The 25332-nt window shown below is 71.2% G+C and carries 27 protein-coding genes and 1 tRNA gene; 13 read left to right on the top strand and 15 right to left on the bottom strand.

Annotated elements, in window-relative coordinates:
- Positions 1-142 precede the first annotated feature (142 nt).
- Positions 143-1636 carry a glycerol kinase GlpK gene (gene glpK, locus VEA98_RS09300; RefSeq protein WP_324813348.1) on the top strand — a complete coding sequence of 498 codons (1494 nt, stop codon included), beginning with the start codon at positions 143-145 and terminating at the stop codon, positions 1634-1636.
- Positions 1633-2706 (top strand): phosphotransferase family protein, encoded by a 1074-nt coding sequence (locus tag VEA98_RS09295; protein WP_324813345.1) that lies wholly within the window; start codon positions 1633-1635, stop codon positions 2704-2706. Before glpK ends, VEA98_RS09295 begins: the two co-directional genes overlap by 4 nt.
- Positions 2707-2709: 3 nt before the next feature.
- Here VEA98_RS09295 and VEA98_RS09290 read toward each other — a convergent pair whose 3' ends face one another.
- From VEA98_RS09290 to ccmC, 6 genes are all read right to left on the bottom strand, one after another.
- The gene (locus tag VEA98_RS09290; protein ID WP_324813342.1) at positions 2710-3669 is read right to left on the bottom strand and encodes a hypothetical protein; all 960 of its coding nucleotides are present in this window, start codon (positions 3667-3669) and stop codon (positions 2710-2712) included.
- Positions 3670-3762: 93 nt separating this feature from the next.
- Positions 3763-4554, bottom strand: coding sequence for a DUF1223 domain-containing protein (locus tag VEA98_RS09285; protein WP_324813339.1), 792 nt, complete (start codon positions 4552-4554; stop codon positions 3763-3765).
- A gap of 14 nt (positions 4555-4568) precedes the next feature.
- Positions 4569-4796 carry a hypothetical protein gene (locus VEA98_RS09280; protein ID WP_324813336.1) on the bottom strand — a complete coding sequence of 76 codons (228 nt, stop codon included), beginning with the start codon at positions 4794-4796 and terminating at the stop codon, positions 4569-4571.
- 60 nt (positions 4797-4856) lie between these two features.
- A complete protein-coding gene (locus VEA98_RS09275) occupies positions 4857-5450 on the bottom strand; it encodes a DsbE family thiol:disulfide interchange protein (RefSeq protein WP_324813333.1) in 594 nt (197 codons plus the stop codon).
- The gene (ccmD, locus tag VEA98_RS09270) at positions 5447-5602 is read right to left on the bottom strand and encodes a heme exporter protein CcmD (protein WP_324813331.1); all 156 of its coding nucleotides are present in this window, start codon (positions 5600-5602) and stop codon (positions 5447-5449) included. Before ccmD ends, VEA98_RS09275 begins: the two co-directional genes overlap by 4 nt.
- Position 5603: 1 nt before the next feature.
- Positions 5604-6326, bottom strand: coding sequence for a heme ABC transporter permease CcmC (gene ccmC, locus VEA98_RS09265; RefSeq protein ID WP_324813328.1), 723 nt, complete (start codon positions 6324-6326; stop codon positions 5604-5606).
- Positions 6327-6457: 131 nt separating this feature from the next.
- On the opposite strand from ccmC, the gene VEA98_RS09260 reads away from it, so the two are divergent.
- Together VEA98_RS09260 and VEA98_RS09255 are read left to right on the top strand one after the other, a co-directional pair.
- A complete protein-coding gene (locus VEA98_RS09260; RefSeq protein ID WP_324813325.1) occupies positions 6458-7951 on the top strand; it encodes a peptidase S41 in 1494 nt (497 codons plus the stop codon).
- Between the two features lie 9 nt (positions 7952-7960).
- Entirely contained in the window at positions 7961-8185 is a 225-nt protein-coding gene (locus tag VEA98_RS09255) for an alkylphosphonate utilization protein (protein ID WP_259550722.1), read from the top strand.
- Between the two features lies 1 nt (position 8186).
- On the opposite strand, the gene ccmB is transcribed toward VEA98_RS09255, so the two are convergent.
- A complete protein-coding gene (ccmB, locus tag VEA98_RS09250; protein ID WP_324813322.1) occupies positions 8187-8852 on the bottom strand; it encodes a heme exporter protein CcmB in 666 nt (221 codons plus the stop codon).
- Positions 8849-9448: a heme ABC exporter ATP-binding protein CcmA gene (ccmA, locus tag VEA98_RS09245; RefSeq protein ID WP_324813319.1), complete on the bottom strand. Its 600-nt coding sequence runs from the start codon at positions 9446-9448 to the stop codon at positions 8849-8851. The genes ccmB and ccmA overlap by 4 nt, the downstream gene beginning before the upstream one ends.
- A gap of 201 nt (positions 9449-9649) precedes the next feature.
- On the opposite strand from ccmA, the gene acnA reads away from it, so the two are divergent.
- On the top strand, positions 9650-12355 hold the full coding sequence (gene acnA / locus VEA98_RS09240) for an aconitate hydratase AcnA (RefSeq protein WP_324813316.1): 2706 nt from the start codon (positions 9650-9652) through the stop codon (positions 12353-12355).
- Between the two features lie 541 nt (positions 12356-12896).
- On the opposite strand, the gene VEA98_RS09235 is transcribed toward acnA, so the two are convergent.
- Positions 12897-13172: a hypothetical protein gene (locus VEA98_RS09235; RefSeq protein ID WP_324813313.1), complete on the bottom strand. Its 276-nt coding sequence runs from the start codon at positions 13170-13172 to the stop codon at positions 12897-12899.
- A gap of 205 nt (positions 13173-13377) precedes the next feature.
- Here VEA98_RS09235 and VEA98_RS09230 point away from each other — a divergent pair, with 205 nt between their 5' ends.
- The gene (locus VEA98_RS09230; protein ID WP_324813310.1) at positions 13378-13644 is read left to right on the top strand and encodes a hypothetical protein; all 267 of its coding nucleotides are present in this window, start codon (positions 13378-13380) and stop codon (positions 13642-13644) included.
- A gap of 134 nt (positions 13645-13778) precedes the next feature.
- Here the strand turns inward: VEA98_RS09230 and VEA98_RS09225 are convergent, their stop codons facing one another.
- A complete protein-coding gene (locus tag VEA98_RS09225) occupies positions 13779-14651 on the bottom strand; it encodes an isoaspartyl peptidase/L-asparaginase (RefSeq protein ID WP_324813306.1) in 873 nt (290 codons plus the stop codon).
- A 105-nt stretch (positions 14652-14756) separates the two neighbouring features.
- On the opposite strand from VEA98_RS09225, the gene VEA98_RS09220 reads away from it, so the two are divergent.
- On the top strand, positions 14757-15758 hold the full coding sequence (locus VEA98_RS09220) for an NADPH:quinone oxidoreductase family protein (protein WP_324813303.1): 1002 nt from the start codon (positions 14757-14759) through the stop codon (positions 15756-15758).
- Here VEA98_RS09220 and VEA98_RS09215 read toward each other — a convergent pair.
- On the bottom strand, positions 15755-16165 hold the full coding sequence (locus VEA98_RS09215; RefSeq protein ID WP_324813301.1) for a YkvA family protein: 411 nt from the start codon (positions 16163-16165) through the stop codon (positions 15755-15757). The two genes, VEA98_RS09220 and VEA98_RS09215, sit on opposite strands and share 4 nt — an antisense overlap.
- 56 nt (positions 16166-16221) lie before the next feature.
- Here VEA98_RS09215 and VEA98_RS09210 point away from each other — a divergent pair, with 56 nt between their 5' ends.
- The 6 genes from VEA98_RS09210 to lpdA all read left to right on the top strand — a co-directional run bounded on the left by VEA98_RS09210 (position 16222) and on the right by lpdA (position 22058).
- Entirely contained in the window at positions 16222-17004 is a 783-nt protein-coding gene (locus tag VEA98_RS09210; protein WP_324813298.1) for an SDR family NAD(P)-dependent oxidoreductase, read from the top strand.
- Positions 17005-17134: 130 nt separating this feature from the next.
- Positions 17135-17209, top strand: a tRNA-Gly gene (locus tag VEA98_RS09205).
- Positions 17210-17332: 123 nt separating this feature from the next.
- Entirely contained in the window at positions 17333-18055 is a 723-nt protein-coding gene (locus VEA98_RS09200; protein WP_324813295.1) for a TMEM175 family protein, read from the top strand.
- Between the two features lie 135 nt (positions 18056-18190).
- Positions 18191-19990, top strand: a complete 1800-nt coding sequence (locus tag VEA98_RS09195) for a PAS domain-containing sensor histidine kinase (protein WP_324813291.1) — start codon at positions 18191-18193, stop codon at positions 19988-19990.
- A gap of 68 nt (positions 19991-20058) precedes the next feature.
- Positions 20059-20541 (top strand): hypothetical protein, encoded by a 483-nt coding sequence (locus VEA98_RS09190; protein WP_324813289.1) that lies wholly within the window; start codon positions 20059-20061, stop codon positions 20539-20541.
- Positions 20542-20651: 110 nt separating this feature from the next.
- Positions 20652-22058, top strand: a complete 1407-nt coding sequence (lpdA, locus tag VEA98_RS09185) for a dihydrolipoyl dehydrogenase (RefSeq protein ID WP_324813287.1) — start codon at positions 20652-20654, stop codon at positions 22056-22058.
- Here lpdA and VEA98_RS09180 read toward each other — a convergent pair.
- The 4 genes from VEA98_RS09180 to fsa all read right to left on the bottom strand — a co-directional run bounded on the left by VEA98_RS09180 (position 22055) and on the right by fsa (position 25314).
- Complete coding sequence (locus VEA98_RS09180) at positions 22055-22954, bottom strand: retroviral-like aspartic protease family protein (protein ID WP_324813285.1); 900 nt, start codon at positions 22952-22954, stop codon at positions 22055-22057. The genes lpdA and VEA98_RS09180 overlap by 4 nt on opposite strands.
- Positions 22955-23025: 71 nt before the next feature.
- The gene (locus VEA98_RS09175) at positions 23026-23955 is read right to left on the bottom strand and encodes a tyrosine recombinase XerC (protein WP_324813282.1); all 930 of its coding nucleotides are present in this window, start codon (positions 23953-23955) and stop codon (positions 23026-23028) included.
- Positions 23937-24638, bottom strand: a complete 702-nt coding sequence (locus VEA98_RS09170; RefSeq protein ID WP_324813278.1) for a DUF484 family protein — start codon at positions 24636-24638, stop codon at positions 23937-23939. The genes VEA98_RS09175 and VEA98_RS09170 overlap by 19 nt, the downstream gene beginning before the upstream one ends.
- A gap of 22 nt (positions 24639-24660) precedes the next feature.
- The gene (fsa, locus tag VEA98_RS09165; RefSeq protein ID WP_324813274.1) at positions 24661-25314 is read right to left on the bottom strand and encodes a fructose-6-phosphate aldolase; all 654 of its coding nucleotides are present in this window, start codon (positions 25312-25314) and stop codon (positions 24661-24663) included.
- Between the last annotated feature and the right edge of the window lie 18 nt (positions 25315-25332).

Genomic DNA, 25332 nt, shown 5'->3' with positions numbered 1-25332 from the left:
TGCGCCAGCTCTCAACCCGTTGTGTTCGTCGTGCCTCGTTGTGTTCGTTGTGATGAACCTCCCCCTCGCGGACAGGGATCGAGGTTGCGGCTTCGCCGCGATGCCCGGTTGAGTCTCCGGGCCGCCGCTCTAACCTGACCCCATGAAGTCACTGATCCTCGCCATCGACCAGGGCACGACCTCGACGCGGGCGATCGCCTTCGAGTGCGCGCCGGAGGGCGGGCTGCGGCCCGTGGCGGTCAGCCAGATCGAGCTGGCGCAGCACTTCCCCAGGCCGGGCTGGGTGGAACATGACGCGGCGGAGATCTGGGCGGCGACGCTGCAGACCTGCCGCGAGGCCGTCCGCAAGGCGGGCGGGGTCGGGCGGTTCGCGGCGATCGGCATCACCAACCAGCGCGAGACCTCGGTGATCTGGGACGCGGCGACCGGCGAGCCGCTGCACCGGGCCATCGTCTGGCAGGACCGGCGGACGGCGGACGCGACGGGACGACTGGCGGCGGCGGGGCATGAGCCGATGGTGCAGGCGGCGACGGGGCTGATCCTCGACCCGTATTTCTCGGCCTCGAAATTCGCTTGGCTGCTGGATGCGGTTCCGGGCGCGCGCGAGCGGGCGGAGCGGGGCGAGGTCAAGCTGGGGACCATAGAGACCTGGCTGATCTGGAAGCTGACCGGCGGGGCCAGCCACGTCACCGATGCGACCAACGCCAGCCGGACCTCGTTGATGGATCTTTCGAGGCGCCAGTGGCGGCCGGATCTGGCGGCGCTGTTCAATGTCCCGATGGCGGGACTGCCGGACATCCGCGGATGCTCGGATCTGCTCGGCACGTGTGAGCCTTCGGTGCTTGGCGCGGCCTTGCCGATCCACGGCGCGGCGGGCGACCAGCAGGCCGCGCTGGTGGGACATGGGGCGCTGAAGGCCGGAGACGCCAAGATCACCTACGGCACCGGCGCCTTCCTCGTGGCCAATGTCGGGCCGGCGCCGGTGGCCTCGACCAGCCGGCTGCTCGGCACGCTGGGCTATGCGGCGGACGGGCAGGTCGCCTGGGCGCTGGAGGGGTCGATCTTCTCGGCCGGCTCGGCGATCCAGTGGCTGCGCGACGGGCTGAAGGTGATCTCGGAATCGCGGCAGTCCGAAGCCATGGCGCAGGGGCTGAGCGACAACGGCGGCGTCTATCTGGTCCCCGGCTTCACCGGCCTGGGGGCGCCGTGGTGGGAGCCGGAGGCGCGCGGGACCATCGTCGGCCTGACCCGGGACAGCGGACCGGCGCAGATGGTGCGGGCCGCGCTGGAGAGCCTCGCCTACCAGACGCGGGACCTGCTCGACGCCCTGGCGAAGGACGGGGCGCCGAAGCTGAAGGTGCTGAAGGTCGACGGCGGCGTCACCGCCAACGCCTTCGCCATGCAGTTTGTCGCCGACATCTGCGAGGTCGTGGTCGAGCGGCCGGCCTTCCAGGAGATGACGGCGCTGGGGGCGGCCAAGCTGGCGGCCCTCGGCGTCGGCCTGATCGGCGATCTCGAGGACCATCCGGTCGAGGCGCCGGCGCGGTGGGAGCCGAGGATGGGGGCGGAGGAGCGCGAGCGGCTGCTGAAAGGCTGGCGCGGGGCGGTGCGCGCCGCCATCATCGCCGCCCAATGAACCAGCCCGACCCCGACGTTCAGGCGACCTTTTCCGGCGCGCGCGAGGTCGATCCTCGCTATGCGCTGAACGAGGCGCGGCTGGGCGAATGGCTGGCCGCCAATGTCGTGGGCTATTCGGGGCCGCTGGCCATCCGCCAGTTCAAGGGCGGTCAGTCGAACCCGACCTATGAACTGACCACGCCGGGCCGGGCCTATGTGCTGCGCCGCAAGCCGCCCGGGACGCTGCTGGCCTCGGCCCATGCGGTCGATCGGGAGTTCACGGTCATCTCGGCCCTGCACGCCCAGGGCTATCCGGTGGCGCGGCCGTGGGCGCTGTGCACCGACGACAGCGTCATCGGCTCGATGTTCTACGTCATGGACAAGGTCGAGGGCCGGGTGCTGTGGGACCTGAAGCTGCCGGGGCTGACGCCGGAGCAGCGGCGGGCCATCTATGACGCCCAGGTGGATACGCTGGCGGCGCTGCACGCCTTCGATCCGGCGGCGATCGGGCTGGGCGACTACGGGCGGCCGGGCAACTATTTCGAGCGCCAGGTGGGGCGCTGGACCAAGCAGTATCGCGCCTCCGAGATCGAGCCGATCGCGGCCATGGACCGGCTGATCGAATTCCTGCCTGCGACCCTGCCGCCGGAGGGGCCGACGCGGATCGTCCACGGGGACTTCCGGCTCGACAACCTGATCCTCTCCCCGGATGCGCCGAAGGTGCGAGCGGTGCTGGACTGGGAGCTGTCAACGCTGGGCGATCCGATGGCCGACTTCTCCTATCTGCTGATCGCCTGGGTCATTCCGTCGAGCGCGCGCAATGGGCTGGCCGGGGCGGACCTCGAGGCGCTGGGCATACCGTCGGTGGAGCAGATGGTGGAACGCTACGCTGCCCTGACCGGGGCGCGGCCCGCCGACCTCGACTGGCTGTTCGCCTACAATCTGTTCCGGCTGGCGGCCATCTGCCAGGGCATCGCCGGACGGGTGAGGGACGGCACCGCCGCCTCGGCCCATGCCAAGACCATGGCGGCGCAGGCGCCGGTGCTGGCGGCCGGGGCCCTGTCGTTCGCGAAGAAGGCCGGCGCCTGATCCCTAGTTGGTCAGGACCTGCACTCGCGTCCACAGGGCGCCGCGATTGACGACATCCACCCTGAGCCGGGCCGGGGCGCCGGGAGCAAGGGTGCAGACCGGATAGTGGTCGCCGAAGCCGTCGGCGCACAGCACCTTGCCCGATGAATCGCGCACAGTCAGGTCGACGTCCGTGTCGCCGTCGCCGATGGCGGCCACGCGCAGGATTTCCGCGCCGCGGGCGTCGATGACGAAACTCCAGCTCTCGCGCGAACCCAGCCGCTTGACGGTGGAGACCGGCCCGTCCCCGAACGGCGAGGAGCGCACCCCCATCGGAGGCGGCGGTGGCGGAGGCGGAGGCGGAGGGGGCGGCGGCGGAGGCGGAGGGGGCGGCGGCGGCGGCGGGGCCGACGGAACGGGCGCCGGAACCGGGACATAGGGAGGCTCGGCCTGGGCCGGCGGCGGCTGGCGGGTGGGTGGCGGCTGGCGCGGCCGGACCGGGGCGGGCTGGGCAGGCGGCTCGACGACCGGGGCCGGGCGTTCGGCGAAATCGTCGCGATCGACGCTGACCGACGGCGCCTCGCGCTCGGTGGCGCGGTTGCCCTCATCCCGGCCGATCCGCGAACCGGTCACCACGATGTCCTGCATCGAGGCGTCGTCTCCGGCCAGGGCGGCCGCCTCCTGGCGCAGTCCGGCGGCGGTGAGCACCGGCGCGACGCCGGGATCGCCCCCGGTCCCGCTGCGCAGCGGCACCTCGTCGAGCATGCGGGCGGCGACGCGCAGGGCCTCGGCGTCGCCCCGCTCGCGGCCCCAGGCCGCCAGTTCGGCGGCCACGACCATCTGGGACACGGCGCGCGCCTCGGGAGTCTCGGCCGCCAGAGGGGCGGCGGTCTGCGGGGCCGTTTGCGCCGCGGCGCCGCAGGCCGGGACGGCGCAGGCGAGCGCCAGGCCGAGGGTCGTCACCAGACGCAGCGCCGGTTTCATGCGATCACCTGTTTCGTCCCACGGTTGCGGGCGGCCAAGCTTGCACTGTCGGCGCGGGGGTTCAAGCAAGGCCAGTGACGAAAGCTGACGATGTCAGTGCGGCGGCAGGACGGCGCCGTTGAGGATGCGCCGGTCGGCGCGGGCCTGGACCAGCACGGCGACGGCCTCGTCGGGTCCCAGGCCGGCGGGCAGGGCGTAGAGCGACGGGCGGCCGGTCCAGGCCCCGAGGCTGCGCACCGAGCGCACCACATTGACCTGGCGGACGGTCTGGCCGCGGTTGTCGCCGCTCTCGATCTCGACGGTCTGCAGGCCGGGGCGATACACCACGGCCACCACCTCGGCTCCCCCGGCGGGCGCGCGGCCGGAGCCGACGCCGACGCGGTCGCCGGTTTCGCGGAATTCGATCTCGGGCGGGAAGACGCGGCGGGCGGCTTCCTCCTCGACGGCGGCCTTGAGGGCGGCCTCCTGGGCGCCCGGCACCTGGCGGCGGCCGTCGATGACCACCTGCGGGGTGCCGACGGCGCGCAGCTTGAGCGGACGACGATAGGCGCGCTGGCGCTGGGCGAACTCGGGCCGGGCGAAGGTGTCCTCCCAGCCGAGATAGTCCCAGTAGTCGACCGCATAGGTCAGGGCGATGACCCCCGGCTCCTCGGCGAGGGCCTCGATGCGGGCGTTGGCCTCGGGGCAGCCGGCGCAGCCCTGGGCGGTGAACAGCTCGACGACGACGGGTTCGGACGGCGCTTCGCCCGGGCCGCGCGGAGGCGTCGGCTGGGCGCTGGACCCCGCCGCGACGGAGGCGGCCGCGAAGACCGCCGCAGGGATGATCCAGCCCCTCGTGCGCATGGCGCGCACCTTAATCACGCCTGCGAAGGACTCGCGCCTCATTTTCGCGTGAGGGGTCAGACGCGGATGTCGAGCAGGGAGCCGGGGCGCTGCGGACGCTCGTCGGCGCGGAAGAAGTCCGCCGGCGGCGCGGGACGGGCGGCGGGGGCGGATTTGGCCTCGGCCGGGGCGGCGACGCCGTCGAGGGCGGCGCGGAAGAAGTCCGAGCGGGAGGCGCGCGCCGGCGACGGCGGGCTCTGGGTCGGGAACAGCGGCGAGGGGGCGGGGGGACGAATCGCGCTCATGCCGACAGGGTTAATGAAATCCGTCGGAAATGGGTTAACGGCCGCCGGAGCGGCGCGGGATCAGCGCGTCGTGGCGGTCGGAAGCGGGCGCGGCGGAGCCTGGATGGCGGCGACCAGCCGGTCGATCTCGTCCGGGTCGACCAAGGGGTTGGAGGCCTTGGCCACCACCCGGCCCATGGCGTCGACGGCGAAGGTCTCGGGTGCGCCGGTGATGCCGAGATCGAGGCCGGCGCGGCCCTCGCGGTCGACCAGCACCATGGAATAGGGATCGCCCAGCTCGTCGAGGAAGGCGCGGGTGGCGGCCGGGTCGTCCTTCCACGCCACCCCGACAACGGCCACGCCGCGGGCCTTGAGCGCCATCAGCTGCGGGTGCTCGATGCGGCACGGCGCGCACCAGCTGGCGAAGACGTTGATCAGCATCGGCCGGCCGACGCCGGCGGTCTTGAGGTCGAGCACCCCGGGACCGGCGGCGGCGCCGGTGAGCAGGGGCAGGACCGTCTCGGGCACAGGCTGGCCGACGAGCGCCTCGGGCCGGTATTCGCCGCCCCGTCCGTCGGCGAGGTTGCGGCCGGCGACGTCGCCGAGCCTCAGGGCCGCGAAGGCGACCAGGGCCACGAGGGCCAGCAGCGGGATGACGGCGAACCAGCGAGTCACGCGCGATCCTCCGGGTCCAGCCGCTTCAGCTCGGCCGACCAGCGCCGCGCGGCGACGAGCGCGCGAACGGCGAGGGCGGCGAGGACCAGAGCGCTGACGGCCCAGGCGGACCAGACGAAGGCGGCGTAGGGGCTCATGTCGAGGTCGATCATCTCAGGCCTCCAGCGCCCGGCGGGCGCGGACAGACAGCACCCGGCGGCGCACGATCTCGGTGCGGATGGCGGTCAGCCAGACCGCCAGGAACAGCAGGCCGTAGGCGGCCATCATGGTCAGCAGCGGGGCCAGATAGGCCGGCGGCATGGCCGGGCCGTCGGCCCTGAGCAGCGAGGCGGGCTGGTGCAGGGTGTTCCACCAGTCGACCGAGAATTTCACGATCGGCAGGTTGATCAGCCCGACCAGCCCGAGCACGGCGGCGGCGCGGGCCGCGCGGGTCTCGTCGTCGATCGAGGCGCGCAGGGCCATGTAGCCGAGGTAGAACAGGAACAGGATCAGCACCGACATCAGCCGGGCGTCGCCCCAGGCCCACCAGGCGCCCCACATCGGCTTGCCCCACAGGCTGCCGGTGATCAGGGCCAGGGCCGTCAGGGCCGCCCCGGGCAGGGCGGCGGCGCGGGCCGCGGCGTCGGCCAGCGGATGGCGGAACACCAGGGCGAAGAAGCTCGACACGCCGAGCGCGCCATAGGCGACCAGTCCGATGCTGGCGGCGGGCACATGGACGAACATGATCCGCACCGTGTCGCCCTGCTGGTAGTCCTCGGGCGCGGCGAACGACAGCCAGGCGCCGGCGAGCAGCAGGACGGCGGCCAGCGTCCAGACCGCCGGCATGAGCGGACGGGTGAAGCGCAGGAAGCGGTCGGGATTGGCGAGGCCGAACATCGGGCTGCGATTACGCGCCGGGGCGGCGGGTCGCAAGCAGCCTCCGCGCCGCATTACGAAGGCTTAAGTGGCGCCGGTTCCGGCTCGGTCCTATTGGAGGCGCGATTTTTCAACCTTGGCTGTGACCGACCATGAAGCGCCTGCTCCGTTTCGCCCCTGCCCTCGCCGCCCTGCTCGTCGCCCCCTGCGCCCTCGCCCAGGAGGCGGACGTCGCCGCGCCCGCCGACTGGGGCGCCGCCCTGGCTGATGACGCCCGCGCCTTCCGGGCCGAAATCGCCGACAGCCATCCGGGTCCGGTCGACGCGGAGAACCCGGGCTTCAACGCCCAGCTCGAGGCGGGCCTGGCGCTGGCGCTCGAGCGGGCGCGGACCGCCGACAGCTATGAGCACTGGTATTTCGGCCTGCAGGAATACGTCGCCTCCTTCAACGACGGCCATCTGGGGCTCACGGACTGGGCGGCGATGGGCCACCGCTGGACGGCGGACTGGCCGGGCTTCCTGACCGGCCTGCGCACGGGGCCCGGCGGCGAACGCCACGAGGTGGTTTTCCGCCAGGACGAGGCGGCGCCGCCGGTCGGCGCGGTGCTGGTCGGCTGCGACGGGAGGTCCGCCGAGGTCCTCGCGGCGGAGGTCGTCGGCCGGGGCGCCGGGCGCTGGTCGATGGCGTCGCGCCGCGCGGCCTATGCCGGCACGCTGTTCGTGGATCAGCACAATCCGTGGGTCCGGCGGCCCGAGCAGTGTGATTTCCGGGTCGGGGACGCGGTGCGCCGCTATGCCCTGAACTGGCGGAACCTGCCCGATGAGGTGCGCGACGCCGGCTTCGCCGCCGCCCGCAGCCCGCGCTTCACCACCGACATCGAACTCCGACCCTGGAGCGGCGGGCAATGGATCAGCCTGGGCGGCTTCAACGGCGATCCGGCCAGCGCCAACGGCGTCGCTCTCACGGCCCTGACGGCCGAGGTCGCGGCCCGGGCGGATGAGATTCGATCGGCCCCGGCGGTGGTGTTCGACCTGCGCGGCAACAACGGCGGTTCGTCCGGCTGGATCTACGGCCTGGCCCGCGGTCTGTGGGGCGAGGACCATGTCGCCTGGCGCCAGCCCGAATCCTCGGCGGTGGACTGGCGCGCCTCCGAAAAGAACCTCGCCGCCGTCGAAGGCTACAAGACCCTGCTCGGCCCCGATCCGGAGGTGCAGGCCTGGCTCGGCAAGATTTCCACCGGCCTGACCGCCGCGCGGGCCGCCGGAGAGCCGCTGTGGCGACAGGCGGACGACGAGCCGCCCGCCGTCGAGCCCGCCACGCCGACCCCGATGCGGGCCCGGACCTGGGTGCTGACGGATTCCGGCTGCGCCTCCGCCTGCCTCGACGCGGTCGACCTGCTCAAGGCCTTGGGGGCGGTTCATCTGGGGCAGGAGACCTCGGGCGACACGGTCTATATGGAAATCCGCGAAGAGCCGCTGCCGGGCGGCCGCGTCACCGCGCGCGTGCCGATGAAGGTCTATCGCGGCCGGGTGCGGGGCAATAACGAGACCTATGTTCCCGCTCACGCCTGGACGGGCGAGCTGGCGGACACCGCCGGCATCGAGGCCTGGATCGCCGGACTCGACGCCGCCGCGGCCAGGCGCTAGGGCGGTTCCATGACCGACGATCCGACCAAAGACAGCAACGGCAACGTCCTCGCCGACGGCGACAGCGTGACCCTGATCAAGGACCTCAAGGTCAAGGGCTCGGGCGGGGTGACGCTGAAGCGCGGCACCCTGGTGAAGAACATCCGGCTGACCGGCGACCCGGACGAGATCGAGGCCAATGTCGAGAAGGTGCGCGGCCTCGTGCTGCGCACCGAGTTCGTCAAGAAGGCCTGACCTAGCCCTGCGCGTTGCGGATGGCGGCGGCGCCGGCGAAGGGGGTGACGACCGCCGCGAACAGGACGTAGGCGGCGAGGAGGGCGAGGGCGGGCGTCGGGTCGAGGCCGTTGACGGCCCGCTCCAGCGCCCCGGCGCCGAACACGACCGGCGGGATGAACAGCGGCAGGACGACGACGGCGATCAGCAGGCCGCCGCGCTTCGAGCCGAGGGCCAGCGCCGCGCCGAGCGCGCCGGTCAGGGCGAAGCCGAGGGCGCCGATCAGGGCGGACAGGGCGACCAGCGGGGCCTGTTGCGGCGGCAGGCCGAGGGTGATGGCGGCGACGGGGGCGGCAGCGGCCAGCGGGACGCCGACGGCGAGCCACTGGGCCTTGGCCTTGGCGACGACGACGAGCTCGAGCGGGACGGGGCCGAGGGCGATCAGGTCGAGGGCGCCGTCTTCCAGGTCGCGCTCGAACAGCCGCTCCAGCGACAGGATCGACGACAGGGCGAGGGCCAGCCAGGCGATGCCGCCGGCGACGGGCCTGAGCCCGGCCGGATCGCCGCCCGCGGCCAGCGGCACGAGCACGGTCAGGCACAGGAAGAAGCCGCAGGCCAGCAGCGGCCCGCCGCCGCCGGACCAGGCGAGGGCCAGCTCGCGCCGCCACAGGATCAGCAGCGCCCTCACCGGCCGGCTCCGATGTCGACCGCGCGCGCGGCGACCGGCAGGGGATCGTGCACGGCGGCGAGGATGGCGCCGCCCTTGTCGACATGCGCCTGCATCAGGACGCCGAGGGCGGCGCGCCAGCGGGCGTCGAGCGGGGCGAAGGGCTCGTCCAGCAGCCAGATCGGCCGCGGCGCGGCGATCAGCCGGGCGAAGGCGAGGCGGCGGCGCTGGCCGGCCGACAGCTGCCGCACCTCCAGATCGAGCAGCGGCTCCAGCGCCAGCACGTCGACGGCGGCCGCGAGCCCGGCGGCGCCGGCGCCCAGCCAGCTTGCCTGAAAGGCCAGTTCCTCGCGGGCCCGGCGGGCGCCCTTGAGGCCGTCGAGGTGGCCGAGCCAGTGGATGTGGCGGCGCCGCGCCGCGGCCGGATCGGCGTCGGCGAAGGCGATGCTCCCGGCGTCGGGGCGGAGGAAACCGGCCAGCGCCCGCAGCAGGCTGGTCTTGCCCGCGCCGTTCGCCCCGGTCAGGGCCACGGCCTCGCCCGCGGCCAGCGTCAGCGACAGGTCGCGGAACAGCACCCGCTCGCCGCGCGACAGGGTGAGGCCGGCGACGGTCAGCATCCGCAGCCGTCCCAGTTGCGAACATCTATCAATACCCGCGCCCGCATCGTGGATACATGGACGCCCGCCCGAACCATCGCTATATCCGGCCTCGCCGCAGCAGGCGTTCGCCGCGCGCGGCGGGGACCTGTGCGCCCCGCCGTCAGTCGCGCGATCGTGCAACCGGATTGTCGGGCGGCGTGAACCAGAGGAAGCCTCTCCATGCCGTCGATCGACAGCTTCAAGACCCGTCAGGATCTCTCCGTCGGGCGGAAGAAATACGCCTATTACAGCCTTCCGGCCGCCGAGGAAGCGGGCCTGACCGGGATTTCCCGCCTGCCGCGCTCGATGAAGGTGCTGCTGGAGAACCTGCTGCGCAACGAGGACGGGGTCTCGGTGACCGAGGCCGACCTCCGCGCCATCGCCGCCTGGATCGACAACAAGGGCTCCGTCGAGCACGAGATCGCCTTCCGCCCGGCGCGGGTGCTGATGCAGGACTTCACCGGCGTGCCGGCGGTGGTCGACCTGGCCGCCATGCGCGACGCCATGTCGGCGCTGGGCGCCGATCCGTCGAAGATCAATCCGCTCAACCCGGTCGATCTGGTCATCGACCACTCGGTGATGGTCGACCATTTCGGCGACGGAAAGTCCTTCGAGCGCAACGTGGAGCGCGAGTACGAGCGCAACATCGAGCGCTACAACTTCCTGCGCTGGGGCTCTTCGGCCTTCAATAATTTCCGCGTCGTGCCGCCCGGCACCGGCATCTGCCACCAGGTCAACCTCGAGAACCTGGCCCAGACGGTCTGGACCGTGGCCGAGGGCAAGGCGACCGTCGCCTATCCCGACACCGTGGTCGGCACCGACAGCCACACCACCATGATCAACGGCCTGGCCGTGCTGGGCTGGGGCGTCGGCGGCATCGAGGCCGAGGCGGCCATGCTGGGCCAGCCGATCCCGATGCTGATCCCGGAAGTCATCGGCTTCCGCCTGTCCGGAGCCCTGCCGGAAGGCGCGACGGCGACCGACCTGGTGCTGACCGTCACCCAGATGCTGCGCAAGAAGGGCGTGGTCGGCAAGTTCGTCGAGTTCTTCGGCCCCGGCGTGACCAGCCTGACCATCGAGGACCAGGCCACCATCGCCAACATGGCCCCGGAATACGGCGCCACCTGCGGCTTCTTCCCGGTGTCGGCGGCGACGCTGGCCTATCTGACCGCCACCGGCCGCGACAAGGCGCGCGTCGCCCTCGTCGAGGCCTATGCGAAGGCTCAAGGCCTGTGGATCGACGAGAGCTCGGAAGACCCGGTGTTCTCTGACGTGCTGGAACTGGACATGGCCGAGGTCGTGCCGTCGCTGGCCGGTCCGAAGCGTCCGCAGGACAAGGTCGAGCTGACCGTCGCCGCGCCGTCGTTCGAAACGGCGCTGGCCGAGGTGTTCAGCCGTCCGACCGACGCGCCGCGCGTCAAGGTCGAGGGCGAGAAGTTCGACCTCGGCGACGGCGACGTGGTCATCGCCGCGATCACCAGCTGCACCAACACCTCCAACCCCTCGGTGCTGATCGCCGCCGGCCTGGTGGCGCGCAAGGCCCACAAGCTGGGCCTGAAGGTCAAGCCGTGGGTCAAGACCTCGCTGGCCCCCGGCTCGCAGGTGGTCACCGACTATCTGACCGCCGCCGGCCTGCAGGCCGACCTCGACGCGCTGGGCTTCAACCTGGTCGGCTACGGCTGCACCACCTGCATCGGCAACTCGGGCCCGCTGGCCGAGACCATCTCGAAGGCGATCAACGACAACGGCCTGGTCGCGACCTCGGTGCTGTCGGGCAACCGCAACTTTGAAGGCCGGGTGAACCCCGACGTGCAGGCCAACTACCTGGCCTCGCCGCCGCTGGTCGTCGCCTATGCGCTGGCCGGTTCGATGCGGATCGACATCTCGAAGGATCCGATCGGCCAGGACAAGAAGGGCAAGGACGTCTTCCTGAAGGACATCTGGCCGACCTCGGCCGAGATCGCCGCCATCCAGAAGAAGGCGGTCACCCCGGCCATGTTCGCCAAGCGTTACGCCGACGTGTTCAAGGGCGACAAGCACTGGCAGGGCATCAAGGTCGAGGGCGGCCAGACCTACGCCTGGGACGACGCCTCGACCTATGTGCAGAACCCGCCCTATTTCGAGGGGATGACGATGGAGCCGGCTCCGGTCTCCGACATCGTCGAGGCCCGGGTGCTGGCCATCTTCGGCGACTCGATCACCACCGACCACATCAGCCCGGCCGGTTCGATCAAGGCGACCTCGCCGGCCGGCCATTACCTGACCGGCCACGGCGTCGAGACGCTGGACTTCAACTCCTACGGCGCCCGCCGCGGGAACCATGAAGTGATGATGCGCGGCACCTTCGCCAACATCCGCATCCGCAACAAGATCACGCCCGAGATCGAGGGCGGGGTGACGAAGCATTTCCCGTCGCAGGACGTGATGTCGATCTATGACGCGGCGATGCGCTACCAGTCGGAGGGCCGGCCGCTGGTCGTGTTCGCGGGCAAGGAATACGGCACCGGCTCGTCGCGCGACTGGGCGGCCAAGGGCACCCGGCTGCTGGGCGTCCGGGCGGTGATCGCCGAGAGCTACGAGCGCATCCACCGCTCCAACCTGGTCGGGATGGGCGTCGTGCCGCTGCAGTTCAAGGCCGAGGGCTGGACCCGTCTCGGTTTGACGGGGGAAGAGATCGTCACCATCCGCGGCCTGTCGGACGCCAACGTCGGACGGCTGCGTCCGCGCCAGGATCTGTGGGTCGAGCTGTTCCGCCCGTCGGACGGCAAGATGGCCCGCTTCCCGGTGCGCTGCCGCATCGATAACGCCACCGAGATGGACTACTTCAAGGCCGGCGGCGTCATGCCCTACGTCCTGCGCAACCTGGCGCGCGGTACGGCGGAGTAGGCTTCGCTTTCAAACGATACGGGAAGGGCCGGCGGAGCGATCCGCCGGCCTTTTTCGTGATGGGGTGCGCACCGGCAGCGGGCCTCTCGGACGTCCGTATCGGGTGGAGAGCGGACGTCGGCTATGCAAAGGAGATTGCCTCGCCCTAGGGACACCCAAGTCCGATGAACATCTTGTATGAGACGCCCTCGCTGCTGGTGCTTTTCGGAGCTCCAATAGTTTTTGGAGGATTGTCCGCTTGGCTATTCAAGAACGTCAGGTTCTGGAAAGTCGCGCTGTGGTCGAGCGTCGCCGCTGCATTCGCTTACACTATATACGACTGCCTTACGGTGGGCATCTCTCCGTTTGTCGTTGGACTATTTCTGGAGGTTTGTCTTCTCTACGTTCCGATATGTATAGTGATGTTTGTAGTTGTGAAGGTGCTGAAGTCTAATTTCCAAGCTCGATCTTAGCTGTGACGATTGAGCATTCTCAGCAATAGACGGCCGCTATGGGTCGGAAGCGGCCTGTCGGCTTTGGGTGGAAAGCAGACGTTGGCCGATCAGCCTCCGGCAGGAATGACGTGGCCCGAGATGACCCCCCAGAAAGTGGCTGGCTCGCCGGAGGGGTAGACTTTCCAAGTGCTGCTGCTGTCCACAAAACGAGCGAGGTGCGGAAGTATCTCGTCGAGCGACTCCTCCCACGCGTCACCATAGGGGTCGGACCAGTTTGGATCGTGTCCAACCACGTCCAACTTCCAGCCCACGCCGCCTTCACGGCCACACAGCACTTCGCGCACGTCGGGTCGAAACGAACTGCCTGAGTAGATTTTGCTCATCGAATGCCCCTGCGGAGACGTAGCATTGCAGCGCGGTCGAACGTCCGCAACGGGTCGGGAGCCGACCGTCGCCTAAGGGGGGAATGCGGACATACGCGCGGGAGACCAGCACCTCGCAACCCTCAGCCAACAACCTTGACGAGCCGGGGCCACGGGTCTGTACTCGGGCTGACGCCGTCTTCCGGCCGCGTCTGGAGGACGATCTATGCGTGTTTCCATCACTTCCATTCTGCTGGCCGGGGGCATGCTCGTCCTTGGCGCCTGCAGCACCACGGCTGAGCCGTTGACCCTGGCCGAGCGGACCGAGCGATGCGCGGGTCCCGGGGACGAGCTGATCCCCACCGGTCGTCAGACCGGCGACGCCCGGCAGGATTATCGATGCGAGCGGGGTTTCCGGCACGAGGGCAACCGGAGCCTCGCCAGGGCCAGCCTGAATAGCGCGGTCGACCGGTCCCTGAGGCAGGGAAACTAGGGGGCGGCTTCACGCGGCGGGCCGCCGCCAGCTAGTTCCAGGGGATCCACGTCAGGTGGAAATGACGTGACCGGCGGGTGAACGGCGGATCAAGCGCGCTCGCCCTGAGTCAGATCGGGGTTAGGCGGTGCGGTCTAGCGCCCGAACACCTCGACCCCGATCTCGCCCCCGGACGTCAGCCAGGCCCGCTTCATGCCCTGGCTGTTGTAGGGCTGGGCGATGTTTCCGTCGCGGTCGAGGGCGATCAGGCCGCCGTCGCCGCCCATGCCGCCGACGTCGTCGATGACCGCCTGCGCCGCCTCGGCCAGAGACTGGCCGGCGCCGACGCGCCAGGCGATCTGGGCGGCGGCCACGGCGCGGATGAAATACTCGCCGGTGCCGGTCGAGGAGACCGCCACGCGGTCGTCGGCCCAGCTGCCGGCGCCCGGCAGGGGCGTGTCGCCGACCCGGCCGGGCATCTTGCCGAACACGCCGGCGGTCGAGGTGGCGGCGGCGAGCCGGCCCTCCCGGTCCAGCGCGCAGCAGCCGACGGTGCCGTGCGAGAGCCTGCCCCTGGGCGGATGGTTGTCGTCGCTCTGGCCGGCGTGGGTGAACCAGGCGGGTTCGTCGCCGATGGCCTCCATGCCCTGTTCGGCGGCGAACAGGGCGGCGCCCTCGCCGGCGAGCATGACGTGCGGCGTGTGCTGCATCACCGCGCGGGCGACGCGGACGGGATTGCGGAAGCCCTGCAGGGCGGCGACCGCGCCGGCCTCGCGGGTGGTCCCGTCCATCAGGCTGGCGTCGAGCTCATAGGCCCCGGCGAGGTTCGGGCTGGCCCCGCGCCCCGCGACATAGAGGCCGGAGTCCTCGAGCATCACCGTGGCCTCGACCACGACGTCGAGGGCGGCGGCGCCGGCGTCGAGCCGGGCCTTCATCGCCTCCACCACCTCGCGCATGTGCGCGGCCTCGCGGCTGTAGTCCGTGCCGCGCCGGGCGCCTGCGCCGCCGTGAAGGATGAGGGCCGTCATGCCTGCTTCGTCTCCGGATCGCCCTTCCAAACGGGCGTGGGGCTGATTAGCGTCCCCGACGAACGCGCGCCACGGGGGCGGCGGTCCCGGCCGAAAGAAGTTTTCATGCGCGCAGTCCTGTCAAAGGCCCCCGGCGGCCCCGAAACCCTGGTGGTCGAGGAGGTCATGGACCCCCGTCCGATGAAGGGCGAGGTGGTGATCGACGTGCGGGCCATCGGGGTCAACTTCCCCGACACCCTGATCATCGAGGACCGGTACCAGTTCAAGCCGCAGCGGCCCTTCTCGCCCGGCGGCGAGGTCTCGGGCGTGGTCGAGGCGGTCGGCGAGGGCGTCACCGGCGTGCGCAAGGGCGACCGGGTCATCGCCGTGCCCGGCTGGGGCGGCATGGTCGAGCGGCTTGCGGTCCCGGCGAGCTCGGTGATGAAGATCCCCGAGGGCATGGATTTCGAGACCGCCGCGGCGCTGGTGATGACCTATGGCACGTCCTACTACGCGCTGAAGGACCGGGCGCAGCTCAAGGCGGGCGAGAGCCTGCTGGTGCTGGGCGCGGCGGGCGGAGTCGGCGTGGCCGCGGTCGAACTGGGCAAGGCCATGGGGGCGCATGTGATCGCCGCCGCCTCGACCAACGACAAGGTCCAGTTCGCGCTGGAGGCGGGGGCTGACAACGGCCTGATCTATCCGTCCGGCAAGATGGACAAGGCGGCCCAGAAGGAACTGTCGGGCGAGTTCAAGCTGGCCTCGGGCCGCGACGGGGCGGACGTGGTCTATGACGCGGTCGGCGGCGACTATTGCGAGCCGGCGCTGCGGGCCATGGACTGGAACGGCCGCTATCTGGTGGTCGGCTTCCCGGCGGGGATTCCGGCCCTGCCGCTGAACCTGACGCTGCTGAAGTCGGTGTCGGTGATCGGGGTGTTCTGGGGCGCGGCCGTGATGCGCGATCCGGCCGCCCATGTGGCCAACATGGCCGACCTGTTCCGCTTCTGGAGCGAGGGCAGGATCAAGCCGCGCATCAGCCGCACCTTCCCGCTGGAGCACGCCCATGAGGCCATCAAGGCGCTGGGCGATCGCTCGGTGATGGGCAAGGTGGTGGTGACGGTCGAGGGCTAGTCCGCCCGCAGCCGTTCCAGCGCCGCCTCGGCCTGCTCCTTGTGGCGGCGTTTGATGTTGGCGCCGAGGGTGGCGATCAGGGCGGTGATGACCGCCGCGTCGTCGGTGAAGCCGATGCCGGCGAAGATGTCCGGGATGGCGTCGATGGGCAGGACGAAATAGGCCAGCCCGCCCATCATGATCCCTTTGGCCGCCATCGGCGTCTCGGGGTCGCGGGCGGAATACCAGACGCTGACCACCTGTTTCGCGAACGGGATGCGGGCCGCGGTGCGCCGGATCTTGGGCCAGAAGCCCTTGCTCACCCGCATCTCATTGACCCGCTGGACCGAGGGAACGAGAGCGCGCGACGGGTCGAGCGCCTCCTCGGGCTGCAACGGCCCCGACGCGGGTTTGGCTTTGGCGGTCATGGCGGCTAAATCCCCGCGACGTTTTCAGGTTCACGACAAACATAGGGGCTGCGGCCATGAAACTCGACGGTTCGATCGCGGCGGTGGTGACGGGCGGGGCCTCGGGCCTGGGCGAGGGTACGGCGCGGGCCATCGCGGCGACGGGCGCCAGGGTGGCCCTGTTCGATCTCAACGAGGAGGCCGGCGAGCGTATCGCGGCCGAGATCGGGGGCGTGTTCTGCAAGGTCGACGTCACCGACGACGCCTCGGTCGCCGCGGCCTTCGAGAAGGCGCGCGCGGCGCACGGGCAGGAGCGGCTGACCGTCAATTGCGCCGGCATCGCCACCGGCATGAAGACGGTGGCGCGCAAGAAGGACACCGGCGAAATCCGCGCCCACGACATGGCCCAGTTCGAGAGAACCGTGCGGGTCAACCTGTTCGGCACCTTCCGCGTGCTGAGCCAGTCGGCGGCGGGCATGGTCACGCTGGAGCCGATGGCCGACGGCGAGCGCGGCCTGATCGTCAACACCGCCTCGGTGGCGGCCCAGGACGGCCAGATCGGCCAGGCCGCCTATTCGGCCTCCAAGGGCGGCGTCTACGCCATGACCCTGCCAGTCGCCCGCGACCTGGCGCAGGAGGGGGTGCGCTGCAACACCATCCTGCCCGGCATCATGTGGACGCCGATGATGGCCGGCATGGACCAGAAGATCCAGGACGCCCTGGCCGCCGCCATCCCGTTCCCCAGCCGGCTGGGCACGCCGGCCGACTACGCCTCGCTGGTGCTGGAACTGGCCCGCAACGTCTACATCAACGGCGAATGCGTCCGTCTGGATGGCGCGATCCGTCTGGCGCCGCGCTGACGCGAGGAGCCGGGGCGCGACGCCTCGCCGCGCGGCGGCTCGCTGCCTGAGCGCGATCTTGCGTAATTTCTGCGAGGGGGACTTGCGGGGTTCGGGGCCGCTCCGCTATACGCCCGCCTCCGACTGAAGTGCGGGCGTAGCTCAGTGGTAGAGCACAACCTTGCCAAGGTTGGGGTCGAGAGTTCGAATCTCTTCGCCCGCTCCAGTCGATCCAGGAAGCCCGGTCCGCGCGACCGGGCTTTCTTGCTTTTCAGGCCCCGGGCGCCCTCACGGGCCGTTGATCCCGCCGTCCAAATCGATCACCGTTCGGCCGGGTCGGGAGGTGGCGATGTACGACATGGACAGGACGAGCGGCCGGCCGGGCCCTGCGGAGGCCAAACGTCTTGACGCCTTCGTCGACGCCGCCTTCGCCTTCGCGGTCTCCTTGCTGATCATCGCCGGCGGCGAACCGCTGAGGTCGTTCGACGATCTGTTGCGCGCCCTGGCGCGCATCCCGGCCTTCCTCGCCGGGTTTGCGCTGATCATCCTGTTCTGGCTGGCGCACAGGGCGTGGTCGGCGTTGGGGCCGAGACGCGACGGCAGGGCGACGCTGCTCAGCCTCGCCGTGGTGTTCTCGGTGCTGGTCTTCGTCTTCCCGCTCCGGCTGCTGACCGAGTCGGCGGTGCATTTCATGTCCGGCGGCCTGCTGCCCGGCGGCGACCTGATCGCCAGCTTCGGCCAGCTGGGCTGGATCTACGCCATCTACGGACTGGGCTTCTCCACGCTGGCGCTGCTGTACGCGCTGTTGTTCCGTCACGCCGAAACCGGACTGGAGGCCGGCGACCCGCGCCGGATCGAGGCGAACTCCTGGACGCGGACCTGGCTCCTCGCCGCCGCTACGGGCGTGGGCTCGTCGGCCCTGGCGCTGACGCCGCTGCTTCGCGCCGCGCCATGGGCCCCCGGCGTGACCTACTGGCTGATCCCGTTCGGCGTCTGGGCCTTCGCCGTCATGGACCGGCGCCGGGCGGGGCGCCTGCGGGCGGCGAAAGACGCGGGGACGCCGGCCGCCTGACCGGCGCCGCCGTCCCGTCCGGAGCCGCGTGCGATCCAGTCGCCTTGTCGGGGAAAGGGGGCTGTTCCGGTTCGCCCTTTGCAGGGTATCCGGGGAAGGGCGCCGCGGGGCGCCAGAACGGGACACTCGGGGCGCATGTTTCTGGAAGGCCAGGTCAACTGGGTTTGGGTTCTGGGCGGTCTTGCGGCCGTGGGCTGGATCATCGGCCTGATCGGCCTGTGGCTGGCCGCGACCAACCGGTCGCGCCACGTCAACGCCTCCGATCAGCTGGATCTGGTGCAGCGCGTGGCCGAGGATTCCCAGAAGCGGCTGTTCGAGACGCTGAACGCCATCCCCGTGGCGCTGGTCGAAACCGACCGGCAGGGCAAGTTCGTCTTCGCCAACCGCGCCGCCCACCAGCTGCTCGGCCGCCGCGACGCCGAGCTGATCGGCCTGCGCTTCCACTCAGCGACCTGGGGCATCACCTTTCCTGACGGCCGGCCCATTCCGCCCGACCTGCTGCCCAGCGCCCGCGCCCTGAGGGGGCAGACGGTCAGGGGTTTCCAGCACCTGCTCGCCAATCCCGCCGCGCGCCGCAAGATGCTGGTCTCGGTCACCGCCATGCCGATCGAGAACGAGCTGGGCCAGATCACCGGCTCGACGGCCGCCATCGTCGAGACCGAGGGCCTGATGACTCCCGAACCGGCGACGCCCGAGTTCGCGGCGCCCTCCGACGACCTGACGCGCCGGGTGTTCGATGCGGCCTCCAGCGCCCTGGTCGTGGTCGGCGCGGACGGCCGCGTGCGCGAAGCCAACCGCACGGCGCTGCTGGTCCTGGGCCGCGACAGCGCCGAGGGCGATTTCGCCGACCTGTTCCTCGACGAGGACGAGCGGGTCGAAGGCCGTCAGTCCCTGCGCGCCGGTCTGGCGGCGCCGGCCGGCGAGGCCGAGCTGATCCTGTCGCGCCGCGGCGCCGCCGAGGGCATCCGGTGGTCCATGCTGCCCCTGACCGACGCCGAGGATCGGGTGGACGCCCTGCTGCTGGCGGGAGAGCGCGCGGATCCCTCCCCTGCGGTGGTGGAGGTCGCCAATCCCGAGGCCATCAACGACCCTGACGCGCCGACGTCGGATTCTGTGACCGACGAGTCCCTTCGAGCGGAGGCCGACGCCGCCCGCGCCGCCGCCGCCGAAGCGCTGGCCGCCGCCGCCGCCGCCCGCGCCGAGGCCGATCAGGTCCGGGCCGCCGCCGAACGGGTCCGCGCCGAGGCCGAGGCGGAGTTGCAGGGCGGACGCCGGATGGAGAGCGTCGGCCGCCTGACCGGCGGGCTGGCGCACGACTTCAACGCCGTGCTCGGGGTCATGACCGGCGCACTGGACATGATGCTGCGCCAGGCCGACGACCCGGCCCGCGTGCGCCGTATCGGCCAGGCCGCCCTGGCGGCGGGGCAGAAGGGCGAACTGCTGACCCGGCGGTTGACGGCCTTTTCGCAAGGCGACGACGAGCCGGTGCTGCGCGTGATGGACGCGGGGATCCTGCTGCGGGGTCTGGAGAGCCGTCTGCGGGAACTGGCCGGCCCCGGCGTCGACCTGATGATCGAGGGCCCGGCCGAGGCCGCACCGGCGCGGATCGATCCCGTGGCCTTCGAGGGAGCGGTCAAGGCGCTGACCCGCAACGCGGTCGAGGCCGTCGACGGACAGGGCTCGGTCGCCGTGCGCATGGAAACCCTGATGGAGGGCGGTCTGCGTCTCAGCGTCCGCGACAGCGGCCCCGGCATGGACCGTGACCTCGCCGCCCGGGCGGTCGAGCCCTTCTTCACCACCCGCGAGGGCGCGGCGGGCCTGGGGCTGTCGCAGGCCTACGCCTTTGCGCGGCAGGCCGGCGGCGTCCTCTCGATCGACAGCGAGCCGGGCCGGGGGGCCGAGGTTTCGATCACCCTGCCGGCCGCGATCGCCTGATCCGAGCAACTGCTGGCGCCGCGGCCGAGGCGGTGTAGAATGATTAACGGTCCGTGGGAGGGTCGATCATGAAGCTGTTGCGTTTCCTCGTGGTGCTGGTGGTCCTGGCCTACGCCGGCTGGCTGGCGTGGCCGTTCCTCTCGCCCCTGATCGAAGGCGCCGCGCCGAGCGTGGCCGCCATGCGCGCCGAGGCCGGAGGCGCGGACGCCGGGTTGCTGTTCGGCTTCCTTCCCTCGTGGGCGCTGTGGGTCGGAGCGATCGCCCTGTACGTGATCTCGGCCTTGATGCTCGGGGCCGGGAATTCCAAGGCCGCCTTCGCCTATCTGCTGGCCTTCCTCGCCGACGCCGCTCTCCGTCTGGCGCTGGACGAGCGGGGCGGGGAGGAGGCCCGTTCCGGTCCCGCGACGATGGCGGCGCCGGAGTCGGCGTCCAGTCTGCCTATGGACCCTCTCTGGCTCACTCTCGGCGCACTGGTCGTGCTGGGCGTGCTGGTCATGATCGCCGGCCGCCGCATCCGCCGCGCGCGCACCCCGGGCCAGTTCGCCTACTAGGCTCTCGTCGCGGGCGCCGAAGCGCCTATATCGGTTCCGACGGTTGACGCGCCCCGGCGCGCCGCTAGGTTCCGCGCGCTCCCCCCGCGCCCACTGAAACGAGAGACCCCATGGCCGAAGCCGCTTCCTACGATGTCGTCATCATCGGCGGCGGGCCGGGCGGCTACAACGCCGCCATCCGGGCCGGGCAGCTGGGGCTGAAGGCCGCCTGCGTCGAGATGCGCGATACCCTGGGCGGCACCTGCCTGAACGTCGGCTGCATGCCGTCGAAGGCGCTGCTGCACGCGTCGGAACTGTACGAGGCGGCGATCAAGGAATTTCCGGCGCTCGGCATCGAGGTCGGCACGCCGAAACTGAACCTGGCGAAGATGATGGGCCAGAAGGCCGACAGCGTCGGCGCCCTGACCAAGGGCATCGAGTTCCTGTTCAAGAAGAACAAGGTCGAGTGGGTGAAGGGTCGCGGGCGGATCGCCGGGCCGGGGCAGGTCGAGGTGACCTCCGCCGACGGGTCGAAGAGCACGCTGGCGGCGAAGAACATCGTCATCGCCACCGGCTCGGAGCCGACGCCCCTGCCGGGCGTGGCGTTCGAGGCGGGCAAGGTGGTGGATTCCACCGGGGCCCTGTCGCTGCCGACCGTGCCGAAGCAGCTGATCGTCATCGGCGCGGGGATCATCGGCCTGGAGCTGGGCTCGGTGTGGCGCCGGCTGGGCGCGCAGGTGACGGTGGTCGAATACCTGGATCGCATCACGCCCGGGATGGACGGCGAGGTGGCCAAGGCCTTCCAGCGCGCCCTGACCAAGCAGGGGATGAGCTTCAAGCTGGCGTCGAAGGTCACGGCGGCGAAGACGTCGAAGGACGGCGTCGAACTGACCGTCGAGCCGGCCGCCGGCGGTGCGGCCGAGACGCTGAAGGGCGACGTTGTGCTCGTCGCCATTGGCCGGCGGCCGTTCACCGACGGGCTGGGTCTGGAGACGGTCGGCGTGCAGGCCGACAAGCGCGGCTTCGTGGCCAATGACCACTTCAAGGCAGCCGACAATGTCTGGGTGATCGGCGACGTGACCCACGGCCCGATGCTGGCGCACAAGGCGGAAGAGGACGCCGTGGCGGTCATCGAACTGATCGCCGGCAAGGCCGGGCACGTCGACTACGACCTGGTGCCGAGCGTGGTCTACACCGCGCCGGAAGTGGCCTGGGTCGGCAAGACCGAGGACCAGCTGAAGGAGGCGGGCGTCGCCTACAAGAGCGGCAAATTCCCGTTCAGCGCCAACAGCCGGGCCAAGATCAATCACGAGACCGAGGGCTTCGTGAAGGTGCTCGCCGACGCCGCAACCGACCGCGTCCTCGGCGTGCACATCCTCGGCCCGCAGGCCGGCGAGATGATCGGCGAGGCCTGCGTGGCCATGGCCTTCGGCGGCTCGTCCGAGGACATCGCCCGCATCTGCCATCCCCATCCGACCCGCTCGGAAGCCGTCAAACAGGCGGCGATGGGGGTCGACGGCTGGACGATGCAGGCCTAGCCGAGCGGCCTGAGTCCGCGGAAGGCCATGCGGGAGCGGCCGTAGTCGAGCGTCACCTCGCGGAAGCGGTAGAGGAGGTCCGCGCCGATCAGCAGGGCTGGCCGCTCGATCAGCTCGAGCACCTGGAAGGCGTGCAGGTCGGCGAACAGCAGCGGCGTCGGCCCCAGACGATGGCTTCCGAGCCGCAGGTCGCGAACCTGGCCGCTGGCGGCGGCGAGGATCTGGCCGGTGACGCCGTAGACGGTGGTCCGCTCCAGTCCGGCCGGGTCGCCGCCGACCGCCGCCAGCAGCGCCATGTTGCCGATCGAGTACTGGGCCCCGGTGTCGACGAAGACGTCGATCGGGTGATCCTCCGCGGCGCCCGTCAGGATCAGGGCGCCGAACCGGCCGTGCCGGGCCGGTCGCTCCTGACGACGCAGCCGCGACGCCCGGTGGCCCGCCGAGCCGAGGGCGACCACGTCCGGGCCGGAGGGAGTCAGCAGGACCCGGCGGGCGGCGATGTTCAGATCGAGACGGAAACGGCCCAGCACGTCCAGCCCGAGCAGTCCGTCGGCGGCGAGCGCCGAGCGCGGGAAGACCGGGGCCTGCAGATCGAGGATATGGCGCCCGCCGACGCCGAGACGGCCGATGTGCACCGAGGGCGCGACCTGGGCGGCGGTCAACCCGTGCACCAGCAACGAGGGGCGGGCCGGCAGGCCGCGGGCCTGGGCGAGGTCCTCCGCGATCACCGTACGACCGGCCCCGGTGTCGAGCACGAAGACCGCGCCGCGGCGGCCGTTGATGGTCACGCCCAGGGCCATCCGCGTCAGCAGGTTGGCCAGCAGACGGGGCTCGGCGGCGTCGGGGTCCTGCGCGAAAGCTGGGCCGGCGCCGAGCAGGCCCGCCGCGCCCAGCATCAGGCCGCGCCGGTTCAGGATCGCAATCGAACCATCCGTCAGAGCCGCCTCCCCGCGTTCTCCGGAGCAGTCTAGGCCCGGGGATGGGCCGATGCATAGGCGTCGAGCAGGCGGGCGGCGTCGACGGCGGTGTATTTCTGGGTCGTCGACAGGCTGGCGTGGCCGAGCAGTTCCTGGATCGAGCGCAGGTCGGCCCCGGCCCCGAGCAGATGGGTGGCGAAGCTGTGGCGCAGGGCGTGGGGCGTGGCGCTGGCGGGCAGGCCCAGCCGGCCGCGCAGCCGCTGCACCGTGGCCTGGACATGACGCGGGCTGAGCGGGCCGCCGCGGCGGGCGCGGAACAGGGCGTCGCCGGGCGTGAGCGGGAAGGGCTGCAGGGCGAGATAGGCGTCGACGGACTGACGGACGGCGGGAAGCACGGGGGCGAGCCGGGTCTTGCCGCCCTTGCCGGTGATGCGCAGGGCGTCGGGCAGGGGGGCGTCGGCGCGGGTCAGGGACAGGCCCTCGGAGATGCGCAGGCCGCAGCCATAGAGCAGGGTCAGGACGGCGCGGTCACGGGCGGCTTCCCACGGTTCGACGTCGGGGTCGGCGCCGGGCTCCTGCATCAGGCCTCGGGCCTGGTCTTCGGTGACGGGGCGGGGCAGGGAGGCCTTGGCCCGGGGGCCGCGGACGAGAGCCAGCTGGGGCGCGGGCACGCCGCAGCGACGGTCGAGGAAGGCGTGAAAGGTGCGGATCGCCGACAGGTTCTGGCTGATCGAGCGGGCGTTGAGCGGCTTGTCGCCGGAGCGGCGCTCGGCGAGGTGGGCGCGTAGCTCGGCTGGGGTGACGGTTCCGAGGTCGGGCAGGCCCTGCGCTTCGCCGCGGTGCGCCTGCAGGAAGGCGAGGTAGCGACGAGCGATGTGTCCGTAGGCCTCGAGGGTGCGCGGCGACAGCCGCCGCTCGTGGGCGAGGTGTTCGAGCCAGGCGGCCAGCGCCTCGTCGGCGGTCAGCTGAGGATGGGCCATCGTTCGGCCGTGCGCTCGACCACCCGGGCGATGAAGGCGACCAGTTCGCAGCCCATGGTCGGGGTGAAGCCGTCCTCTTCCGGCGAGCCGAAGGCGCACAGGGCGGGGCGGGCGCCGGCGTCGTCGCCGGGGAAGACGGGCGACATGCGGATCAGGGCCACGGATTTCACCTCGGCCTCGGCGGCGCCGAACAGGCTGAGCCCATCGAAATTGGGCCCCAGCCAGGTGAGCCCGTGCTCGCCGAGCAGCTTGTCGACGCCGCCGGCCTCGAGCGACTTCCAGCCGAAGGGCACGGCGCCGGGTTTCTCCAGCGCGATGGCGGCGGCGGCGAGGCCGAAACGGCCTTGCGAGGCGGCGTCGAGGCGACGGGCGAGGTCGGAGGGGTTGCGGGCCTCCATCAGGTCCAGCGCCGCGACGTGGGTCTGGGTCTGGGCGGCGAAATTGGCGCGGGCGACGGCCTCGATGCGCTTGCGGGCGTCGGCTTCGCGCTCGGCGGCTTCCTCGAGGCGGGTCAGGGCGGCGCGGCCGAACTCGACGACGTTGCGGCCGTGCGGCTTGAGCCCGATCTCCTCAAGCAGGGAGCGGTCGTCCAGCAGGGTCTGGGGGTTGGCCTGCAGCCAGGCGCGGATTTCCGGCCAGTGCGGCTCGGCGGTGTCGGCGGAGAGGTCAGGCGATACGCTCACAGACCTCTCCTCGAGGCGTCATCTAGAGAATGGACTGGCCCGTCTTGCCCCAGTCCGCAAGGAAGGCATCAAGCCCCTTGTCGGTTAACGGGTGCTTGACCAGGGCCTTGAAAACGTCGGCCGGGATGGTCGAGGCGTCGGCGCCGGCGACGGCCGCGGCCGAGACGTGGCCGGGGTTGCGCAGGCTGGCGGCGAGGATTTCGGTGGTGAAGTCGTGGGTGTCGTAGAGCACCCGGATCTCCTCCAGCAGGCCGATGCCGTCGGCGCCGTGATCTTCAAGCCGGCCGACGAAGGGCGAGACGAAGGTGGCGCCGGCCTTGGCGGCCAGCATGGCTTGGGCGGCCGAGAAGCACAGGGTGACGTTGGTCTTGATCCCCTTGTCGGCGAAGGCGCGGGTGGCGCGCAGGCCGTCCCAGGTCAGGGGCAGTTTGACCACGACATTGGGGGCGATGGCGGCGAGCTTGTCGCCTTCCTTGACCATGGTCTCGAAGTCGGTCGCCACGGCCTCGGCGGAGATGGGGCCCTCGACGAGGGCGCAAATCTCGGCGATGACCTCGGCTATGTTGCGACCGGATTTGGCGATCAGCGAGGGATTGGTGGTGACGCCGTCCACCATTCCGGTGGGGACCATGTCCTTGATGACGGCGACGTCGGCGGTGTCGAGGAAGAGTTTCATGGCGGGGCTTCTAGCCCT

The organism is Brevundimonas sp., from assembly GCF_035627055.1.
Lineage (GTDB): Bacteria > Pseudomonadota > Alphaproteobacteria > Caulobacterales > Caulobacteraceae > Brevundimonas.
Note: the sequence above shows the minus strand (reverse complement) of the source record. Positions and strands in the feature narration are given on the sequence as shown.

Excerpts from the sequence above, each read along its gene's own strand:
- VEA98_RS09230 (WP_324813310.1), top strand. The coding sequence starts at position 13,378 with ATGCGTGTTTCCATCACTTCCATTCTGCTGGCCGGGGGCATGCTCGTC.
- acnA (WP_324813316.1), top strand. The coding sequence starts at position 9,650 with ATGCCGTCGATCGACAGCTTCAAGACCCGTCAGGATCTCTCCGTCGGG.
- fsa (WP_324813274.1), bottom strand. The coding sequence starts at position 25,314 with ATGAAACTCTTCCTCGACACCGCCGACGTCGCCGTCATCAAGGACATG.
- VEA98_RS09195 (WP_324813291.1), top strand. The coding sequence starts at position 18,191 with ATGTTTCTGGAAGGCCAGGTCAACTGGGTTTGGGTTCTGGGCGGTCTT.
- VEA98_RS09260 (WP_324813325.1), top strand. The coding sequence starts at position 6,458 with ATGAAGCGCCTGCTCCGTTTCGCCCCTGCCCTCGCCGCCCTGCTCGTC.
- VEA98_RS09225 (WP_324813306.1), bottom strand. The coding sequence starts at position 14,651 with ATGACGGCCCTCATCCTTCACGGCGGCGCAGGCGCCCGGCGCGGCACG.
- ccmD (WP_324813331.1), bottom strand. The coding sequence starts at position 5,602 with ATGATCGACCTCGACATGAGCCCCTACGCCGCCTTCGTCTGGTCCGCC.
- VEA98_RS09190 (WP_324813289.1), top strand. The coding sequence starts at position 20,059 with ATGAAGCTGTTGCGTTTCCTCGTGGTGCTGGTGGTCCTGGCCTACGCC.
- VEA98_RS09285 (WP_324813339.1), bottom strand. The coding sequence starts at position 4,554 with ATGAGGCGCGAGTCCTTCGCAGGCGTGATTAAGGTGCGCGCCATGCGC.
- VEA98_RS09280 (WP_324813336.1), bottom strand. The coding sequence starts at position 4,796 with ATGAGCGCGATTCGTCCCCCCGCCCCCTCGCCGCTGTTCCCGACCCAG.
- lpdA (WP_324813287.1), top strand. The coding sequence starts at position 20,652 with ATGGCCGAAGCCGCTTCCTACGATGTCGTCATCATCGGCGGCGGGCCG.
- VEA98_RS09235 (WP_324813313.1), bottom strand. The coding sequence starts at position 13,172 with ATGAGCAAAATCTACTCAGGCAGTTCGTTTCGACCCGACGTGCGCGAA.
- ccmC (WP_324813328.1), bottom strand. The coding sequence starts at position 6,326 with ATGTTCGGCCTCGCCAATCCCGACCGCTTCCTGCGCTTCACCCGTCCG.
- ccmA (WP_324813319.1), bottom strand. The coding sequence starts at position 9,448 with ATGCTGACCGTCGCCGGCCTCACCCTGTCGCGCGGCGAGCGGGTGCTG.
- glpK (WP_324813348.1), top strand. The coding sequence starts at position 143 with ATGAAGTCACTGATCCTCGCCATCGACCAGGGCACGACCTCGACGCGG.
- VEA98_RS09200 (WP_324813295.1), top strand. The coding sequence starts at position 17,333 with ATGTACGACATGGACAGGACGAGCGGCCGGCCGGGCCCTGCGGAGGCC.
- VEA98_RS09210 (WP_324813298.1), top strand. The coding sequence starts at position 16,222 with ATGAAACTCGACGGTTCGATCGCGGCGGTGGTGACGGGCGGGGCCTCG.
- VEA98_RS09220 (WP_324813303.1), top strand. The coding sequence starts at position 14,757 with ATGCGCGCAGTCCTGTCAAAGGCCCCCGGCGGCCCCGAAACCCTGGTG.
- VEA98_RS09290 (WP_324813342.1), bottom strand. The coding sequence starts at position 3,669 with ATGAAACCGGCGCTGCGTCTGGTGACGACCCTCGGCCTGGCGCTCGCC.
- VEA98_RS09295 (WP_324813345.1), top strand. The coding sequence starts at position 1,633 with ATGAACCAGCCCGACCCCGACGTTCAGGCGACCTTTTCCGGCGCGCGC.
- VEA98_RS09175 (WP_324813282.1), bottom strand. The coding sequence starts at position 23,955 with ATGGCCCATCCTCAGCTGACCGCCGACGAGGCGCTGGCCGCCTGGCTC.
- VEA98_RS09255 (WP_259550722.1), top strand. The coding sequence starts at position 7,961 with ATGACCGACGATCCGACCAAAGACAGCAACGGCAACGTCCTCGCCGAC.
- VEA98_RS09180 (WP_324813285.1), bottom strand. The coding sequence starts at position 22,954 with ATGCTGGGCGCGGCGGGCCTGCTCGGCGCCGGCCCAGCTTTCGCGCAG.
- VEA98_RS09215 (WP_324813301.1), bottom strand. The coding sequence starts at position 16,165 with ATGACCGCCAAAGCCAAACCCGCGTCGGGGCCGTTGCAGCCCGAGGAG.